The following is an 18,265-nucleotide window of genomic DNA, read 5'->3' on the forward strand; positions in this document are numbered from 1 at the left end:
AAATTTATGAAAGCTTGGTTACTGCTGTGTTTGGCAGCGTTCTCGACCGCCCTGGCCGCCAACGGCAAGCCCGGCAAGTTTGATGGGTATGTGCTGGCCTTATCCTGGTCACCCACCTATTGCGAGGAACAGCCCAAAGACCGCGAACAATGCGGCAAAAAACTGGGTTTGGTACTGCATGGCCTTTGGCCGCAATACAACGTTGGTTATCCAAGCTTTTGCACCAAGGAAGCCTACGCACCTAGTCAAGCTCAAGCGTTTCCAGAGCTTTATCCGTCCGAATTTCTGTTCGAACACGAATGGGAAAAGCACGGCACCTGCTCCGGATTAACCCAAGCCGGTTATTTTCAATTATCGCAAGCACTGAAAAGCAAAGTCGCCATCCCGGAGGCCTACCAGCGGCCGCAAAAACCTTTCCGAACCACAGCCGAAGTTTTGAAAAACGCCTTTGCCGACGTCAACCCCTGGCTGAAAGAGCAAGCCATCGCCCCATTCTGCAGCGGCGGCGGACGGTTTTTCAAGGAAATGTTCGTGTGTTTGGATAAGAGCGGCGCGACAGCTAGTTGCAGCGCCGACGTGGTGAAAAGTGCGGCGAAATCTTGCGGGCAAAAGGATTTTTTGGTGCGGAATATTAAATAGCTGCGGGGGCTTTACAGCGATTTCTTGACGCTTGCCAGCCTCGCAACCGAGGGTTAACAGACCTAAACTTGTCATCCACTCTATCTAAACGGAGACGGCCATGCGTAGCGAAATTAATATCAGCCCCAAGGGCTTGCAAGTCAGAGCGATCGCCGGCACCTACGTGGTGCTGCTGGCATTTACCTGCCCGAAAGCCTATTGCAGCGGCTTGCTCGGCTTCGGCATCCAACGCACAGACCATGAAAACGGCGAAATCACTTGGCTGCGCGGCTTAAAGCGCTTCGAGCTACCCGGCGACGACGGCTCCAGCGTTAGCAGCCGTCATCACCCGATCCAGAAATTTCATTGGGGTGACTACACTACCAAGCCTGGGCGCAGTTATACCTACACCGTCCATGCGCTGACCGGCAAACCAGGCGCGTTAAAGACTTTCGATTCGGTAGCCGTGCAAGTCAATTGCGAACAACCCGCCGCCATCGGCAGCCAAGGTCATGCGGTGCATTTCAACCGCAGTGCGGCTGCCAGCCAAGCTTTTGCATCGCGCTTTCCACATTTGCCGGCCGGCGAGATTGTCGATGAAAACGCCCGTCGCTGGCTGTCGCGTGGCCTGGAGGAGGCCCTGATCGCCTATATCGACGCGGCCCAAGCCAAACAAGGCTTACATTTATTTTTATACGAATTTGCCAAAGACGCATTTTTCGAGGCACTTAAACGCGCGAAGCAACGCAAGGTCAGGCTGGAGATTTTGTACGACGGCTTGCTGGACGCCAAAGGCGACGGCCCTTCACTCGACGCCGCGCCGCAGATCAAAAAATACGGCCTGAAAAGCGTCTGCAAAGCCCGCACCGGTGCCGGCTTGAATATCTCGCATAACAAATTTATGGTGTTGAGCAACGGCAAAGGCAAACCGCTATCGGTGTGGACCGGCTCGACCAATTTCACCGATAGCGCGATTTACGGACAATCCAACGTCGGCCACGTGATCAGCGATGCCGCAGCCGCCAAACAATATTTCGAGTGGCATCAAACCGTCTGGAAAAACCCCAGCCTGCCCGGCGCCGACTCGCGGAAAGTGGCGATGGGTTTAACCCAAACGCCGGCCACGACCGCAGCGGGTTCGCATCTGGTACTAAGCCCACGCAAATCTACCGAAGCCATCGGCGAATGCGCGGAATGGGTAACGGCAAGCAAACGCCTGATTTGTTTTACCGCGCCGTTTGCCATGCACGACGACCTGGAAGCGGCCCTGGCCGCAGCGCCTGCTCACGTCTTGGGCTTGTTGAACACCCGCAGTGTAGTCGGTCAAGCCTTGCACGACGCGCCCAACACCCAATTGGCGGCCAGTGCCGCTATAGATGAAAAATCTATTTTGGAGCAATGGCAAGGCCGGCTGCTGGCCGAATCCAAACATCATTCCGGTGCACATGTGCATACCAAAATCCTGCTGGTAGATCCGCTTTCCGACAAGCCCTTGGTCGTCACCGGCTCGGCCAACTTCAGCACCAACTCCTGCCGCTTTAACGACGAAAACCAGTTATTCATCATCGGCGATACCGCGGTCGCCGACGTGTATTTGGGCGAGTTCATGCGCATGTTCGATCATTACTACTTCCGCGACTATGTCAGCTGGACGGCCAAACAAAAGAAAACCGATCCCAAAGCCGGCTTTCTGGACCCTACCGACCAATGGGCTTTGCGATTTTTCGACGGCGGCGAGCGCGAGGTGGCAAGGTTGGCGTTTTTTTAGTTGAGTTAGGCAAGTCCTTAGCGAACCAATTGTTTGGATTAAGTGGCATTCAATGGGCCTCTTTATCCTGAATACAGACGGGCGGTCAATTCCAGGGATTCGGCCTTTCTGATTGTGGGATAATGGAAACGCCGCCTTTGAGGCGGCTTTTAGACCAAGAATGAAGAGGAATCGCCGGTGGCGACAGAGAAAGAGTTGTTGAAGAAGTTTTTAGACCCGCTGAAGGTATGCAAGCGGTACAAACCAAAGTTTGGACAGGGAAATAAAGAAGAAGGCGTATCCCTTCCGCAGTTTCTTGACTTGTACGGGGCCGACCCGTTCTATGCGTGGTGCGGCCTGAATTCTGAACTGATGTATGCAGCCCACAAAGCCGCAGGCGGTATGACCTCGGTGTACCGGCAAATCGGCAAGGGGTGCGAGAACCTTTTTCGTGAAATCATCATCGATGCCACGGGCTACACGGACAGGAACAGCGCCACATGGTCCTACAAGACTAAGACGAGCGCAGGGAAAGACAAAACACTCTCGCTTGATGGTCGCCTCCAATTCGATGACATTACGAACGCTGCGGTGAAGGCACGGGTAAACGAGTGGGTTGCCGAATACTGCCGAATTCTTGGTGCGAAGATCCCCGACCACGGCGCGGTGTTCGAGGTTCGTCAGGGGTACAAGAGCAAGGATAGTAAACGGCAGAACGGCGATATCGACAACATCGCCGTAGCTTGGGCACAAGGCTACATGCCCGTGTTTGCCATCTTCTCCGGTCAGATTGACGGTGATTTGGTCCTTCGCTATCAAAACAGCCGAGGTGGAGTTTTGGTCGGTCGTGCAGACGACGCATCGACCGCATCCCTGTTCGCCTTCTGCAAGGAGGTCTTGGGCTTTGATCTTGCCGACTTTTTCAAGCGCAACTCCCCCGCAATCCAGAAGGAAGTCCAAGAAGCGCTGGAAGCCTTGTTGAATGCTTGAAGTCACGCGCCATTCCGTTAAGCAACGCTCGGACCTCACGTTTAAGCATAACAAGTCGCTCGGTCGCCACGGCTGGCTCCGGCTTACTCCGGCCTACTCTGTAAAGCTGGTGAAGGAGATAATCGCCAGATTCCCCCCCAATATTGCGATTCTTGATCCGTTCTCCGGGACTGCGACCACGACACTTACGGCGGCGGAGCATGGCAACTCTGCGCTTTCATTCGACATCAATCCGTTCTTGATCTGGCTTGGCAATGTGAAGTGTCGGTCATACTCGTCTGATCACTTGGCCTTAGTGCAAGACGGTGCGCAACAGGCTATCGCTCGGGTTCCCGCCTTGATGAAGAAGGACAATTGGACCCCCCGCCTGTTCAACATCGAGCGCTGGTGGTCAGCCGATACACTCCAAGCTCTAGCGGCACTTCGGACAGGACTTGTCGAAGTGTTCGGAGAGCCGGCGAAAGATCGAGCGACCGGGCTGGCGTGGGTGGCCTTCTGTCGGTTGGTGATAGAGACTTCTGCAGCCGCCTTCAATCACGTGTCCATGTCATTCTCGTCGGAGACGATAGACCACGAAGTCGAGCATGTGACAGACCTGTATCTAGTCATTCTCGATGCCGTGCTTGCCTCTAGCGGTACCCAGCTACGCGGCCAGGGGGCGGTTGTTGCGGTGGATGCCCGCGCTATTCCAGAAATGGGGCGGCGCTTCAACCTTGTCGTCACCTCCCCCCCTTATCCGAATCGCATCAGCTATATTAGAGAACTTCGCCCATACATGTATTGGATGAAGTTTCTTGAAGAAGCCCGAGAAGCGGGTGAGATGGATTGGAAGGCGATAGGCGGCACTTGGGGGATCGCTACAAGTCGCCTAAATGAATGGGGACCAAATGGCAAAGTGCTCCCGGAGGTTCTAACTGATGCGGTTGGACGCATCGCAAAGAGCGACGGCAAGAATGCTCAGCTCATGGCGACCTATGTGCTCAAGTACTTCTATGACATGCACCTGCATTTATCGTCGCTACCAAACGTACTGGAGCCGGGTGCAGAGCTTCATTACATTGTCGGCAATTCCAGCTTCTTCGGAAACATGGTTGATACCCCAGCGATTCTGACTGCCTCCCTGCTGATGCTTGGGTACGAAAACACTGATTCGATGGTCATACGGAAGCGGAACTGCAACAAGGCGCTTTTCGAGTATGACGTTACTGCTCGTTGGCCGGGGTAATTACATTTAGGATCAATTTGGGAGTATTCCTCCAACTCAAATTGCCTATTCAATGACAGCAAGCTGCGAGATGCCGGCCACAATCACTCGATTGTATGACCGCGACCGGCGGCAAAGGCCGTGTAATTAGCTTACAGGCTCAGCACTATACGACTGGAAAGGTCACAAACCTACCCCAGGGCCGTAGGGTGGATAAGCGAAGCGTCATCCACCTATTTGCGTTCCCATGGTGGATGGCGCTTCGCTTATCCACCCTACAATTTTTATTATTTGAATGGCCGATTTAAATTTTAAACCGACATTCAAGATAAATACACGAACTTCCGCGTTGGGTCGACTGCGACTACTTCCCTGCTTGATTGACGCTAACCAAAATCCGATACCTCATCTTTACCAAGCTTTACCTTCCCAGTATTGCCAAGCCCGATACCAAAGCATAAACTCCCTGCAGACTTGGCGGGCGGCTTGAGCTAGCGTTCCTGCATCCCGCCAAGCCATATCCTGCTATCCGCTGTCGAAGCCATCGCCACTACTGCCGGTCGGGAAACTATCCGTCATCCTCAAGTAGACATACATTATTGCCATGCAGCAATCGCTCGTTTCCTCCCCAAACCGCCGGCGTCTGCGCTGGCTTGCTCTGTTTTTATTGGCTATCGCGGTCGCAGTTGGCGGCTGGTATTTTGCCAAGCAACCCAAACACGCAAACCAGGACAAAGCCGATAGCGTGGAAGTAACTTTGGGCGATCTGGAAGAAAACGTCACCGCCCAAGGCAAGCTGGAACCCAAGGAATACGTGGATGTCGGTGCGCAGGTGACCGGCCAGTTGCAAAAAATCTACGTTAAAATCGGCGACAACGTCCAGGCCGGCCAATTGCTGGCGCAGATTGACCCACGGATCTACGCCGCTCGCGTTGCGGCCGACGAAGCCAATATCAAAAATTTGCAGGCGCAACTGGCCGGCCAGCAGGCGCAAGTGGTGTTTGCCCAACAACAATACGACCGCAACCGCGAACTGCTGAAAAGCCAGGGCGTCAGCGTCCAGGACTTTCAGAACAGCGAATTCACCTTGAAAAACGCCAAAGCTACCGCCGAATCGCTGCAAGCCCAAATCGAACAGGTGCAATCGACTTTAAACGGCGACAAAACCAATCTGGGTTTCACCAAAATCTTTGCCTCGATGGACGGCACCATGGTCGATCAGAAAGCCCGCGAAGGTCAAACCCTGAACGCCAACCAAACCACTCCCACCATCCTGCAACTGGCCAAACTGGATACGATGACAGTGCGCGCTCAAGTGGCCGAGGCCGACGTGATGCGCCTGCGTTCGGACATGCCGGTGTATTTCACCACGCTGGGTTCCGGCGAACGCCGCTGGCAAGGCGCGGTGCGGCAGATTTTGCCGACACCGGAAGTGATCAATAACGTGGTGCTTTACAACGTGCTGGTGGATGTCGATAACCGCGACCGGCAACTGATGACCGGCATGAGCACCCAGATGTTTTTTGTGCTGGGCAAGGCCGAACAAGTGCCGCTGATTCCTGTGAACGCACTGGGCCCACGCCAACGCAAGGAAGATAAAGCCAGCGGTCATGCTTACCAAATCAAAGTCCTTACCGAACAAGGCGTGCAAGACAAAATCGTCCAAATCGGCTTGAGAACCCGGCGCTTTGCACAAGTGCTGGATGGCCTGACCGTCGGCGACAAACTACAAATCAACGCCGGCATGGACGACAAGGCTAAAAACCGCAAAAACAATCAAGGCTATCCCGGCGCCGGAGTGCCCAGACTATGAGCACCCTGCCCCTGCTGCAACTTGAGCATATTCAACGCTTTTACCCCAACGGCGATGCCATCGTCCGCGCGCTGGACGATGTCTCGCTAAGCATCTGGCCCGGCGAATTTGTGGCGATCATCGGCCAGTCCGGCTCGGGCAAATCCACATTAATGAACCTGATCGGCTGTCTGGATAAAGCCGATGTCGGCAGCTACCAAGTGCTGGGGCAAAATGTCGCGGATTTAGACCCTGACCAACTGGCAGAGCTGCGCCGGGAAAGCTTTGGCTTTGTCTTCCAACGCTACAACCTGTTGAACACAGCAACCGCCACCGAAAATGTGGAAATTCCGGCCTTGTACGCCGGTCTACCTAAAGCCGAACGCCAGCAACGCGCCTTGCAATTGCTCGGCAAACTCGGTTTGGCAGAACGCAGCGGTCACAAACCCATGCAACTGTCCGGCGGCCAACAGCAACGGGTTGCTATCGCCCGCGCCTTGATGAACGATCCGCCGGTCATCCTGGCCGACGAACCTACCGGCGCGCTGGACAGCCAAAGCGGTACGGAAGTGATGGCCTTGTTGAAAGCCTTGCATCAGGAAGGCCGCACCATTTTATTGATCACCCACGACGACAAAGTCGCCGCCCACGCTCAGCGCATCATTCATATCGCCGACGGCAAAATCGTCAGCGACGGCACCGCCAATCAAAGCGGACAGCGATTGGCACCGCCCCAGCACCGCGGCATCGGCGCGGCTGGGTTGCTGGCCGAACTGGGCGAAGCCGCCAAAACGGCGTTGCGCTCCTTACGCGCCAATTTATTTCGTACCGCCCTGACCTTGCTGGGCATTGTGATCGGCGTCGCCGCCGTGGTCACCATGCTGGCGGTCGGCCAGGGCAGCCAGGAAAAAGTGCTGGATCAGATGCGGGCGATGGGCACCAACACCTTGTCGATTCGCCCCGGCCTGACCGGCTTTCGCGGCGGCGGCGACGTGGCGACACTCACTTTGGCCGACGCCGAGGCGATTGCCGAACTGGACAATGTCGAATGGGCGTCGCCCGAGCGCAGCAGTCGCTTGACGGTGCGTTACGGCGCCGTCGATTACGCCACCAGCGTGCAAGGCGTCGCGCCGAGCATGCCTTCGGTGCGCGATTGGCCGGTCGGCAGCGGCGACTTCTTCGACGAACGCGACCAACGCCGCTATGCGCCGGTGATGGTACTGGGCGAAACCGTGCGCAAACTGCTCTTTGTGGAAGGCGAAGACCCTATCGGCCGCTTTGTGATGATAGGCAATATTCCGTTTGAAGTGATCGGCATTATGTCGCCCAAAGGCGCCGATGCGATGGGCAGCGACCGCGACGATGGTGTGTTTGTACCGATCAGCACCGGTTTGATTCGGCTGTTTGGACAGAAATATCTGGGCGGCATTACCGTCAAAGTCCGTGACTTGAACAAAATTGACGACACCCAACAAGCCATCAGCGATTTGTTGATCGCCCGCCACCAAACCGAAGATTTTCGGATACGCAACATGGCCTCCATCATCGAATCGGCCACCGAAACCCAGAACACCTTTACCCTGATGCTGGGCATCGTCGCGGCGATTTCCTTGCTGGTGGGCGGCATCGGCGTGATGAACATCATGCTGGTCAGCGTCACCGAGCGCACCCGCGAAATTGGCATCCGCATCGCCACCGGCGCCCGCCGCCGCGACATCCTGCTGCAATTCAATACCGAAGCGGCGGTGGTCTGCACCCTGGGCGGGCTGATGGGCGTATTGCTGGGCTTTGCTGCCGGTTATCTGCTGAAGTATTTCGAGATGGCGGTATTGTTCTCGCCGTTGCCGGCGATATTGGCCTTCTCCTGCGCCTTCGGCACCGGCTTGCTATTTGGTTATTTACCGGCCCGCAAGGCTGCCCATCTGGACCCGGTCGTGGCCTTGGCGGCGGAATGAATAAAATGGTTAACCTTGACTTCAGGGACTTTCTAACAGCTCAAAAAGACTCCTTCTCCCTCAGGGAGAAGGCTGGGATGAGGGAATCCAATCAACAGCTTACATCACCATGGCTTCCCGGTTTCGTGGGAATGAAGACCCATGGCGATTCGAGAATACGTTTGATCCAGCCTGTGCGTTTGCTATTGGCCGGCACGGTGCTATTGGCGACCGGCTGCAATCTATTGACCGAATACCAACGCCCCGTCGTGGAAACGCCTACGCAATGGCGGGAGGCCGAACAAGCCAACAGCGCCAACATCAATCCGCAATGGTGGCAGGCCTTTGCTAGCGAGCAATTGAACCGATTGATGACCGACGCGCTGGCTTATAACAACGACTTGAACGCCGCCCGGCAGCGTATCGAACAAGCCCGCGCGCAGGCCCGTATCGCCGGTGCCGGGCTATGGCCGGCAGCGACCCTGAACGGCGATTTTACCGATACCCGCAACAACGCCAGCGACACGCAAAAAACCAGCGGCCAGCTGGACATTGCTTACGAAGTGGATTTATGGGGCGCCAATCGGGCCCGGCGCGATGCCGGCAGCGCCCGGCTGCTCAGCCAGGTGTTCGCCCGCGATGCCTTGCAATTGGTAGTGATGGCCGATGTCGGCCAAGCCTATTTCAATTTGCTGGCCATCCAGGAGCGGCGGCAAATCGCCAGCGATTTTTTGAATACGGTCACCGCGATTTTGACCATCATCGAAGCCCGGCAGCGAGCCGGCGCCGCTTACGAACTGGAAGTGGCGCAGCAGCGCACCGCTCAGGCCAACGCCCGCGCCAACCTCGATTTACTGACGCAACAGCAAACCCTGGCGGAAAACACCCTGGCCATTTTGCTGGGCCATCCACCGCAACATCTGGTACTGGAACCGGCGCAATTCGCCGCACTGAGCGTACCGATCATCGCCGCCGAGCAGCCGGCCACATTGTTGCAACGTCGGCCCGACATCGGCCAATTGGAGATGGAATTGATCGCCGCCAACGCCGACATCGCCGTGGCCCGTGCGGCATTTTATCCCAAACTGCAACTCAGCCTGAGCAGCATATTATCCAATCCGCAACCGGCCGGCGTCGCGGCCAGTCTGGCGGCCGGCTTGACCCAGCCTTTGTTTCAGGGCGGCCGCCTGGAAGGCGCCTTGGGTAACGCCCTGGCAACCAATGCCGAATTGGTGGAAAACTACCGGAAAACCGTGTTGACCGCCTTCAAGGAAGTCGAAGACGCGGCCACCACCTACGCCAACTCCAGCCGCCGCCTGCAAGCCCTGCAACACGCCGCCGCCCAGGCCAAACTGGCCTACGACATCTCGCAAAACCGCTACCGGCTCGGAGCGGTCGATTACCAAGCCCTGCTGAACGCGCAAAGCAGCTACCTGACCACCGAAAACAGCCGGGTACAGGCCAGACTGGACGTGCTGGTTGCTCAGGTGCAGATGTATAAGGCGTTGGGGGGCGGTTGGGCGTTGAGTGAGCAGAATACCGATTTGTCCGACTTGGCGCCGGGGCCATGACGGAGGAATTCGGCGCCATGCCCGTTGATTCTTGTAACCAGGGTTTACGGATTAAAAGTCTTGACGGAATGACTTTGCCGTTAGGCTACTGCATAATCACAATACGTCAGGCGAAAAGAAAGGCACCGTACTGAGATTGACGTATTTGCCCTGGAGCTTAGGATGGGCTAAATTTTGTGTGTTTTTTGTTTTTATCAAGGTTCGGTGGCTCCGTTTGACTTTAGTTAATGGCGGGCCCCGTTACCTTAGCGTTGAGCGACCAGCCGATTTCTTTGCAAACAATGGACTACTACCGATGCCAGAACTAACAGACGCAGAACTCAGAGAAAGGGAACTCAGGCTTCAAGAACAGCAATTGGAGCTTGAACAAAAGAAGCTATATGTCGAATTTGCCAAATATGGTTTTGCAGGGACTCTGACTGCTTCGATTATTGGCTTGCTGGCAGTGGTTGGACTCGCAGCGCTGAATGCATTCACAGACGCTAAAATCGAAACTTGGGGCATAGTTGCCGTTGCAGTGATAGTCTTGCTCGGAGCAATAGCATTCGGCTACTTTTCATTGTGGGAGTTACCTAAGATAGCGGGACAGTTCAGCAAGACCAAAACTGGAATTTCCCTGGGCCCGGGTAACAAGGACAAGGACGGCTCGTAGAAAGATAACGTGCGCCAAATCCTAGCGAAAATAGGATGCAGCCGTCAGACACATCAATCGAGACCGTTGCGCCTCGCATGGCTCGGCACAACCTATTTTGGACTGTGGCTCCAGGACCGTAGCCACATTGGAATGCGGCGCAATGCCCGTTGGTTGTTTCGCCCTACGCGGGCTGAATATCACCTTTAGGCTTCCACAGAGGATCCAACAAAACCACAGCATTCCTGTTTTCGGTTTTAGAATCCCATTCCAATTTTCCACTCGTCCATATGCCGGTCACATGACATACATCGGTTAAATCGTAATATCCAAGTGCTAAATGTTTAGCCCTCATACGTCTGGCTGAACTTATTCCCCAAGCGTCCCAAAAATTTTCAGCTCGTAGGGCGCATTAGCGATAGCGTAATGCGCCGCATGTTTGAAGGCCAACATACGCCGCAATACGGCTGCGCCTATTGACGCCCTACAATTGGACTTGTAACACGAAAACCGTAAGGCACCATATCCAACGGGCATTGCGCCGTATTTTAAATTTACTCAAAGTCATATAAATCTCCGTCAATTCCTGCCCAATCTAACGGATAGACGCCCCTTTCAACCCATCGGTGAAAAGTCGAGTATGGCCAGTCTTTTACTCGTTTTACCCAGCCATGTTTTACCGGGTTGTAATGGATATAATCCAAGTGAACTTGAAAATCAGCTTCATCCGGTATCAGGTGTTCCCAATAACGCCGTTGCCATATTCCGCGTTCTCCCCGCTTTATTCTTACGGTCGATCTCCGTTCGGTTTTGGGTATTGCCTTGGAAAATCCAATTTTTATCAGCCGTATTCGCGTAGCGTAGTCGATGTCGTTTTCCGGCAATTCGATCAAACAATGCATGTGTTCGGTAATACCACCCAACCGTGAATTTTGAACGGGTGATGAGTTTTTACCGTTTTGATCGCATCTTTTAACGGTTGAATATGCCGAATCAACAGATCGTTACCATTCCTTTGTAACAAATTGATGGTAAAAAATAGGTATCGCCGGGGTGCCAAATTCTTCGGTAATCCATTTTTTATTTTCAATAGGAAGTTGATTAAATGCGGCGCAATGCCCGTTGGTTATTGCGCCCTACGTTGGACGCCCCAACACTTGCCGCCAGGCCGCATGTTCCTGAATAGTTGCCAATGCCGCTTGCAGCAAACCGGCACCCGGCTCGGTGCGATGCCAGGTGGAGGCACCGGAGGGATGCGGCAGCGGGATGACGTCGGTGTCGTGGCCGTGAAAATTCAGGCGGTGCAAACCGCCGATGACCTCGCTGAGCTTATCCACCTCCAGCATTTGCTGAATCGCCAGTTTGCCGACCGGGATGATCAACTTGGGCTGCAACAGCGCTACCTCCGCTTGCAGCCACCCCGCGCATTGCTGAATTTCCTGCGGATTGGGTACGCGGTCGCCGCCCTTGGGGTTTTTCCCCGGAAAGCAGCGGCACACCGCCGCCATATAGACCCGCTCCCGAAAACTGGCTTCGTCCAGGCCGATCTGGGCAAACCATTTGAACATCGTCTTACCCGCCGTCCAGGCAAACGGCCTGCCCAACACCCCTTCTTTATCGCCGGGTGCCTGACCGATTAGCAACACCGGCGACAATACCGGCTTGCCGCTGACCACCGGGCGGATCATGGCCGGGCAGCGAGTACAGGCCAGCAGCGCTTGACGGTGTTGTTGTAGCAAATGCTGTTGGTCGCTCATGATTGTCGGAATAAAAAAATTAAAAACATCCCTCACCCTAACCCTCTCCTTTATGCCCTGCGGGTACGGAGGGAGAGGGGACTTTTCGATCATTTCGCTCAAAGCGCCAGCTCGATGCCGACCGGGCAATGATCCGAGCCGAACACATCCGGCAGGATGAACGCATCGCTGATTTGCCCGAGCAGCGCCTGGCTGGTCAGTACGTAATCAATCCGCCAACCGATGTTTTTTTCGCGGGCATTGGCGCGATAGCTCCACCAGCTGTAGGCCACGGTATCCGGGTGCAGATGTCGGAAACTGTCGATCAGACCGGCTTCGACAAAATGACTGAAGCCGTCGATCTCGACTTGGGTATAGCCGGCGGATTTGTTGTAGTTGGCTTTGGGGCGGGCGATGTCGATGGCTTGATGGGCAACGTTGAAATCGCCGCAGGCAATCAGCGGTTTTTGGCTTTGCAGTTTCTGCATATAGGCCAGAAATTCTTTATCCCAGGTCTGCCGGTAATCCAGCCGCACCAGGCCGTCGCCGGAGTTGGGCACGTAGACATTCAATAAATAAAATTTTTCGAATTCCGCGACGATGATCCGGCCTTCCTGGTCGTGCTCGGCGATGCCCATGTCGTGCACTACCTGAATTGGCTCCTGCCGGCTTAATATCGCCACCCCGGAATAACCCTTGCGTTCCGCGGAGTTGGAGTACAGGTGATAGCCGTGTATATTTTCCAAAGCCTTGCTGACTTGGTCGTCTTGGGCCTTGGTTTCTTGCAGCAACACGCAGTCGGCGTCGAGCTGGCTGAGCGTATCGGCAAAACCTTTATCTTGCACGGCGCGAATGCCGTTGACGTTCCAGGAGATGATTTTCATGTGGGGTTCCATTGGGATAGACCGAATTGACTGGGTATTTTACCGGCTTGCGCACCGCAACGGGGACGCGATATGAACAATTGGCGCCAGCGTAAACCCTGGCCGGCTGCTGACAATGTCCCGACAGAACATAGATTAACCGCCACGTTAAGCTGGCCGCACCTGATGGCGCTGGGCGTGGGGGCGATTGTCGGCACCGGCATTTTGACTTTGATCGGCGTCGGTGCGGCCAAGGCCGGACCGGGGGTGATCCTCGCGTTTGTGATTGCCGGGGCGATTTGCGCCTGCGCGGCCTTGGCTTATGCGGAGATGGCCACACTGATGCCGGCTGCCGGCGGCGCTTACACCTATGCCTATATCGTCATCGGCGAATGGGCGGCCTGGTTGGTGGGCTGGAGCTTGATTTTAGAATATTCGCTGGTGGTCAGCGCGGTGGCAGTCGGCTGGTCCGGTTACGCGGCACCACTGTTGCAGGAAGGCTTGGGCGTAGCGATGCAGTGGATGCAAGGCCCTGAATTAGGCGGGTTGATCAACCTGCCGGCGATTTTCATCATCCTGGTCGTCACCGCCCTATTGCTGGTCGGCACTAAAGAGAGCGCCAGCGTCAATGCCATGTTAGTGGTAGTCAAGCTCACCGCCTTGCTAGTGTTTATTGCTGTGGTGTTGCCGCTGTTCCAAGCCGAGCATTTCCAGCCTTTTTTGCCGTTTGGTTTCATTAAAACCCCGGGCGCGGACGGCGTCGAGCGTGGGGTAATGGCTGCGGCGGCCATCATCTTTTTTGCCTTCTACGGCTTCGATGCGATTGCCACCGCTGCTGAGGAAACCCGCAACCCCGACCGGGATTTGGCACTGGGTATCGTCGGCTCAATGCTGATCTGCGTGGCCATTTACGTCGTGGTGGCGGTGGCAGCACTGGGCGCCTTGGATTATCAGCGCTTCGCCGACAGCCCGGAACCGCTGGCGCTGATTTTGCGCGAGTTGGGCAAACCTACCGCGGCGCGCTGGCTGGCGGCATCGGCGGTAATCGCTTTGCCGACCGTAGTCCTGGCGTTTTTTTACGGGCAGAGTCGAATTTTCTTTGCGATGGCCCGCGACGGCTTATTGCCGCGCGGCTTGGCCAAGGTGTCGCCACGCGGTACGCCGGTTCGCACCAGTGTGTTTACCGCCGTGATCGTCAGTATCATCGCCGGCGTGTTTCCGCTGGCGGACATCGCCGCACTGGCCAATGCCGGCACGCTGCTGGCATTCTGTGTCGTGGCGGTTTGCATGTTGTTGCTCAGGCATCAACAGCCGGAAATGCCGCGGAAATTCTCGGCACCGTTTGTCTGGATCACCGGGCCGGTGGCAATACTGGGCTGCCTGTATCTGTTTATCAGCCTGCCGAGCACTACGCAGCTGTATTTTCTGATCTGGAACCTGATCGGCTTTGCGGTTTATGGCGTGTACCGTTTGCGGCAGCCCGCGCCCCAAGGCTGACGGGCCGGGTTTGGCTGCATTACATTTTCAGCTTACCGAGTTGCGCCTCGAATTCTTCCAGCGACATCGCCCCGCTCTTACCAACCCGCTGATGGCCGGCATCGAAGAAATAGGTTCTGGGTAATTCGCCATACCAGGCCGGGTCGATCTCGTAACGCAGTTTTTCGGGATTATCGGAGGCGAAAGCCCAATTCTCCAGCCCGCCGAGTTTATGGCTGTCGATGATACGTTTGATCTCCGGCAAGGCTTCCGCGTCGTCGGTGGCTAGCATGACGATTTTCAGAGCCGGATGTTTCTCGTGCAGTTTACCCAGTATGTCCATGTCTTTGAGGCACGACGGACAATCCACCGACCAGATTGCCAGCATTAACGGCTTGTTGGCGTTTACCGCCAAAATCTGTTGATAGCTGCCGGGAGTGAAGGGTTTTATTTCGGGCTGTTCCGCCAAAACCACACCACAGCCAATGAGATTTAAAGCTAGACCAACCAGAATGGTTCTTGTGTTCATAGTATCCTTATTAAATTAGCTGCCAGGGCCGAATTTGCCATCAAAAAACTAAGCACCTTATCGCCAGTCAAGACCACATTCAAGCCCAAACGGCAGAGGTAACGATAAAGTGGCTGTGGTCCAGGTTCAACTCAGGCGATGTAGTCATTTAACATAGTTTATTACTTTGCTTTTACCTACCGGCTGCTTTAACGAATGGTTGAATCTTTTTAAGCCACTCAATCTTGTGCAAACCAATACGCCTATCAAATTATTGAACTATCCGACTTTTTTTAAACATCTCGCTTGTTTAAAAGTTTATGTCTCAGACATAGCACCTTGGAATAGCAAGGCGTATCGCCCAAAAAAACCTAAAAAATCAGTTAAATAACACAGTTTATTAAATATAAAACGCAACTATTAATTTTTTATCAATAAAATCAAAGCCATTTAATCTTGGCCCCAATCTTGCCGGAAATTCGGAATATTTTTTATCCGGAAAACCTGTTAGCTATCAGCATGATCCAGCTCGGAAAATCGCTCAAATTGAGTAGATCAGAAGGCTAAAACAAACTTAGCAATAATCCAGAAATAATAATTACAACCGAGATCAAACGTGAAAAACCAATCCGAAACACTTGATAAATCAGCGTCTTATAGATTGCCGATGCGTTCTTTATTGTCTACTGCTGTTCTGCTGGCTATTACCAGCAATGTCGCCATCGCTGAAACACAGAAGAAAAGTACAGGCGACGCCACGAAACATACGGCAAAAAATGCAGAAGCTTCCAAGCCATCGGACCAGCCCACTGCTAACAATAGTCAAACAGCATCAAAACAAGTGTCGTCGGAAACGCCGGCTGTGGGCGGTAGCACCAAAGACGAAGTGATGGAAGAAATGGTGATCACCGGTGAAGTGGCGAAAGACTCGCATTTCACCTCGCCATCAACCCGCCTATCACGCGCCGAAATTGAACGGCAAAACGCCCAAACCACCGAAGAAGCGGTCAAGTATCAACCGAGCTTGCAGATACGCCAGCGTTATATCGGCGACCCGAATGGCGTGTTAGGCATCCGCGGGGCCGATATGTTCTCGACGGCCAGAAACATGGTGTATGCCGATGGCTTACCGCTGCACAATCAATTGCAGGCTTCTTTTAACGGTGCGCCGCGCTGGTCGATGGTGGGCCCAAACGAAATCGACGCGGTTGACGTGGTTTACGGTCCTTTTTCCGCGGAGTACAGCGGCAACTCCATCGGCGGGGTAGTGAACCTTAAAACCCACATGCCAATGAAAGAAGAGTACTACGCGGAAACCAGCTACTTTGTGCAGCCTTGGGAGAATATTGGCGCGGATGGCGGCACCTTTGACGGCAATCGGCAGTATTTCTCGTACGGCAATCGTTTGGATAAATGGTCTGCGCTGCTTTCCTACAACCGCTTGGAAGCGGAAAGCCAGCCTATGAGTTACTTCATCGATAATACCGGTTTGCGCAATCCTACCGGCGTAACGACCGCAGTCAATGGCGCGGTGCCGATTCTGGACACCCGCGGCACGCCCAGTTATATCTACGGCGACACTGGCCCCGAATTAATCAATACCGATCTGGTTAAACTCAAAGTGGGATACGACATCACGCCGGATTTGCAGGCCATCTTTACCGGCGCGTTCGAGGAACGTACCCGCAAATCCGAAAAACCGCGCAATTATCTGACCTCTGCAAACGGCAATGCCTATTACGGCGATAACAATACCAATTCTCGCGATGCCGTTTACGCGGGAAGAGCATTCAACGTTTTGAACAGCGGATTCGGGCCGTCCGATGACGAACGACAAACCATGCAAATCGGCATGCAGGTAAAAGGGGCGATTACCGACACCTGGGATATAGACACCACATTCAGCTACTTGGATGTAATCAAAGACGAGCGCAGAACCGCTTTTTTTAATCCTGACGATCCGCGTAACCAAAATACCGGCCAACTGCAAGTATTTGACGATTTCAATTGGAAAAACTACGACTTGAAACTGAGCACCCGAGAGTTTTTAGGCTGGAAACCCTTGGAATTTTTAGGCGGTTACCACTTCGACAACTACAACATGAACTTCAAACAGTTCTCCTATAACAGCTATTCGGCCGATCAGATAGGCTCAGAAACCATAGGACGGCGTAACCAAGGTGAAGTCACTACCAATGCGATGTTCGGTCAGTTCGCCTATCACTTTGCGCCGGACTGGGATTTGACATTGGGCGCACGTTACGAGTGGTGGCTGGCGTCCAGTGGCGTGGGCTCTAACCGTGCATTGTCAGATCGTAGCGACGATGCCATCTCCCCGAAAGCATCGTTGGGATTTGAGCCGTCCAATTGGAAATTCCGTTATTCGTTTGGTCGCGCCTACCGCTTTCCGGTCATCGCAGAGCTGTATCAAAACCTCCAGTCGCCGACGAGCATAACCACGGCAAACGAGAATTTAAAGGCCGAGGACGGCTGGCATCATAACTTTATGATCGAATACGGACTGGACAACGGTTATGTGCGGGTCAATGTGTTCCGCGACGACATTCGCAACACTATCCAGCAGGTTAGACGCGCCACCGGCATCTTGACTGAAAATGCCTTCCAAAACATTCCCGCCACCAGCACTACCGGCGTGGAACTGGTGTATGACCAAGCTCGCGTGCTCGACTCTGACTTTGATCTGAATTTCAACGCCACCTGGATGAACGCTATTGTGGAAGACGGCGGGCCGGACATTAACTTTCAAGAAGCGAACGGATCACTTACCCGCTTTAACCTGACCGGCAAAGAACGTATCCGTTTGCCGGAATGGCGTTTTAATGCGCTGGCGACCTATCATGTGAACGAAGCGCTGGATGTCTCAATGGCGGGCCGGTATACCAGCGACTCTTACAACGATATTGATAACAAAGACCACGTCAACAATGTGTTCGGCTCGCAGGACGGTTTTTTCTTCCTGGACTTTAAAACCAGCTACCGCTTTAAGTACGATTTGCTGGGTAAACCTGCGAAAAGCCGCATCTCATTCGGTATCAACAACCTGACGGACAAAACGGCTTATGTGTTCCATCCTTATCCACAAAGAACGTTCTTCCTTGAGGGCGCAATAAGTTTCTAAGTTCTAAGAAATTTTTTAACCCGGCCTTTACACATCGTTGCTCCCGCAAAAGCGGG

General features: G+C 54.2%; 13 protein-coding genes and 1 pseudogene. 10 read left to right on the top strand and 4 right to left on the bottom strand.

What is annotated here, in order from left to right:
- Window positions 1–6: 6 nt before the first annotated feature.
- The 8 genes from QLH52_RS14655 (at window position 7) to QLH52_RS14690 (ending at window position 10,508) form a co-directional block, all read left to right on the top strand.
- Window positions 7–639: a ribonuclease T2 family protein gene (locus QLH52_RS14655; RefSeq protein WP_051670306.1), complete on the top strand. Its 633-nt coding sequence runs from the start codon at window positions 7–9 to the stop codon at window positions 637–639.
- Between the two features lie 100 nt (window positions 640–739).
- Window positions 740–2,386 (top strand): phospholipase D-like domain-containing protein, encoded by a 1,647-nt coding sequence (locus QLH52_RS14660; RefSeq protein ID WP_319962064.1) that lies wholly within the window; start codon window positions 740–742, stop codon window positions 2,384–2,386.
- Window positions 2,387–2,563: 177 nt separating this feature from the next.
- On the top strand, window positions 2,564–3,355 hold the full coding sequence (locus QLH52_RS14665; protein WP_033158377.1) for a hypothetical protein: 792 nt from the start codon (window positions 2,564–2,566) through the stop codon (window positions 3,353–3,355).
- Window positions 3,348–4,580: a DNA adenine methylase gene (locus QLH52_RS14670; protein ID WP_033158376.1), complete on the top strand. Its 1,233-nt coding sequence runs from the start codon at window positions 3,348–3,350 to the stop codon at window positions 4,578–4,580. Before QLH52_RS14665 ends, QLH52_RS14670 begins: the two co-directional genes overlap by 8 nt.
- A 583-nt stretch (window positions 4,581–5,163) precedes the next feature.
- Window positions 5,164–6,372, top strand: coding sequence for an efflux RND transporter periplasmic adaptor subunit (locus tag QLH52_RS14675; RefSeq protein WP_033158375.1), 1,209 nt, complete (start codon window positions 5,164–5,166; stop codon window positions 6,370–6,372).
- The gene (locus QLH52_RS14680) at window positions 6,369–8,306 is read left to right on the top strand and encodes a MacB family efflux pump subunit (protein WP_319962065.1); all 1,938 of its coding nucleotides are present in this window, start codon (window positions 6,369–6,371) and stop codon (window positions 8,304–8,306) included. Before QLH52_RS14675 ends, QLH52_RS14680 begins: the two co-directional genes overlap by 4 nt.
- A 131-nt stretch (window positions 8,307–8,437) precedes the next feature.
- Window positions 8,438–9,856 carry an efflux transporter outer membrane subunit gene (locus tag QLH52_RS14685; protein WP_319962066.1) on the top strand — a complete coding sequence of 473 codons (1,419 nt, stop codon included), beginning with the start codon at window positions 8,438–8,440 and terminating at the stop codon, window positions 9,854–9,856.
- A gap of 295 nt (window positions 9,857–10,151) precedes the next feature.
- Window positions 10,152–10,508: a hypothetical protein gene (locus QLH52_RS14690; protein WP_319962067.1), complete on the top strand. Its 357-nt coding sequence runs from the start codon at window positions 10,152–10,154 to the stop codon at window positions 10,506–10,508.
- 533 nt (window positions 10,509–11,041) lie between these two features.
- Here QLH52_RS14690 and QLH52_RS24640 read toward each other — a convergent pair.
- From QLH52_RS24640 to QLH52_RS14705, 3 genes and pseudogenes are all read right to left on the bottom strand, one after another.
- Window positions 11,042–11,564: pseudogene (locus tag QLH52_RS24640) on the bottom strand (REP-associated tyrosine transposase).
- A 59-nt stretch (window positions 11,565–11,623) separates the two neighbouring features.
- Window positions 11,624–12,244: a uracil-DNA glycosylase family protein gene (locus QLH52_RS14700; protein WP_319962069.1), complete on the bottom strand. Its 621-nt coding sequence runs from the start codon at window positions 12,242–12,244 to the stop codon at window positions 11,624–11,626.
- A gap of 98 nt (window positions 12,245–12,342) precedes the next feature.
- The gene (locus tag QLH52_RS14705; RefSeq protein WP_319962070.1) at window positions 12,343–13,107 is read right to left on the bottom strand and encodes an exodeoxyribonuclease III; all 765 of its coding nucleotides are present in this window, start codon (window positions 13,105–13,107) and stop codon (window positions 12,343–12,345) included.
- Between the two features lie 72 nt (window positions 13,108–13,179).
- Between QLH52_RS14705 and QLH52_RS14710 the strand changes: the two genes are divergently transcribed.
- A complete protein-coding gene (locus QLH52_RS14710; RefSeq protein WP_319962071.1) occupies window positions 13,180–14,583 on the top strand; it encodes an amino acid permease in 1,404 nt (467 codons plus the stop codon).
- Between the two features lie 19 nt (window positions 14,584–14,602).
- On the opposite strand, the gene QLH52_RS14715 is transcribed toward QLH52_RS14710, so the two are convergent.
- Window positions 14,603–15,091 (bottom strand): TlpA family protein disulfide reductase, encoded by a 489-nt coding sequence (locus tag QLH52_RS14715; protein ID WP_319962072.1) that lies wholly within the window; start codon window positions 15,089–15,091, stop codon window positions 14,603–14,605.
- Between the two features lie 595 nt (window positions 15,092–15,686).
- On the opposite strand from QLH52_RS14715, the gene QLH52_RS14720 reads away from it, so the two are divergent.
- A complete protein-coding gene (locus QLH52_RS14720) occupies window positions 15,687–18,209 on the top strand; it encodes a TonB-dependent receptor (RefSeq protein WP_319962073.1) in 2,523 nt (840 codons plus the stop codon).
- The last annotated feature ends 56 nt before the right edge of the window (window positions 18,210–18,265 follow it).

Source organism: Methylomonas defluvii, from assembly GCF_033949435.1.
GTDB classification, from domain to species: Bacteria; Pseudomonadota; Gammaproteobacteria; order Methylococcales; family Methylomonadaceae; genus Methylomonas; species Methylomonas defluvii.

What these genes read in the sequence shown, in the direction of transcription:
- QLH52_RS14655 (WP_051670306.1), top strand. Translation starts at nt 7, where the DNA reads ATGAAAGCTTGGTTACTGCTGTGTTTGGCAGCGTTCTCGACCGCCCTG.
- QLH52_RS14660 (WP_319962064.1), top strand. Translation starts at nt 740, where the DNA reads ATGCGTAGCGAAATTAATATCAGCCCCAAGGGCTTGCAAGTCAGAGCG.
- QLH52_RS14670 (WP_033158376.1), top strand. Translation starts at nt 3,348, where the DNA reads ATGCTTGAAGTCACGCGCCATTCCGTTAAGCAACGCTCGGACCTCACG.
- QLH52_RS14675 (WP_033158375.1), top strand. Translation starts at nt 5,164, where the DNA reads ATGCAGCAATCGCTCGTTTCCTCCCCAAACCGCCGGCGTCTGCGCTGG.
- QLH52_RS14680 (WP_319962065.1), top strand. Translation starts at nt 6,369, where the DNA reads ATGAGCACCCTGCCCCTGCTGCAACTTGAGCATATTCAACGCTTTTAC.
- QLH52_RS14685 (WP_319962066.1), top strand. Translation starts at nt 8,438, where the DNA reads ATGAAGACCCATGGCGATTCGAGAATACGTTTGATCCAGCCTGTGCGT.
- QLH52_RS14690 (WP_319962067.1), top strand. Translation starts at nt 10,152, where the DNA reads ATGCCAGAACTAACAGACGCAGAACTCAGAGAAAGGGAACTCAGGCTT.
- QLH52_RS14700 (WP_319962069.1), bottom strand. Translation starts at nt 12,244, where the DNA reads ATGAGCGACCAACAGCATTTGCTACAACAACACCGTCAAGCGCTGCTG.
- QLH52_RS14705 (WP_319962070.1), bottom strand. Translation starts at nt 13,107, where the DNA reads ATGAAAATCATCTCCTGGAACGTCAACGGCATTCGCGCCGTGCAAGAT.
- QLH52_RS14710 (WP_319962071.1), top strand. Translation starts at nt 13,180, where the DNA reads ATGAACAATTGGCGCCAGCGTAAACCCTGGCCGGCTGCTGACAATGTC.
- QLH52_RS14715 (WP_319962072.1), bottom strand. Translation starts at nt 15,091, where the DNA reads ATGAACACAAGAACCATTCTGGTTGGTCTAGCTTTAAATCTCATTGGC.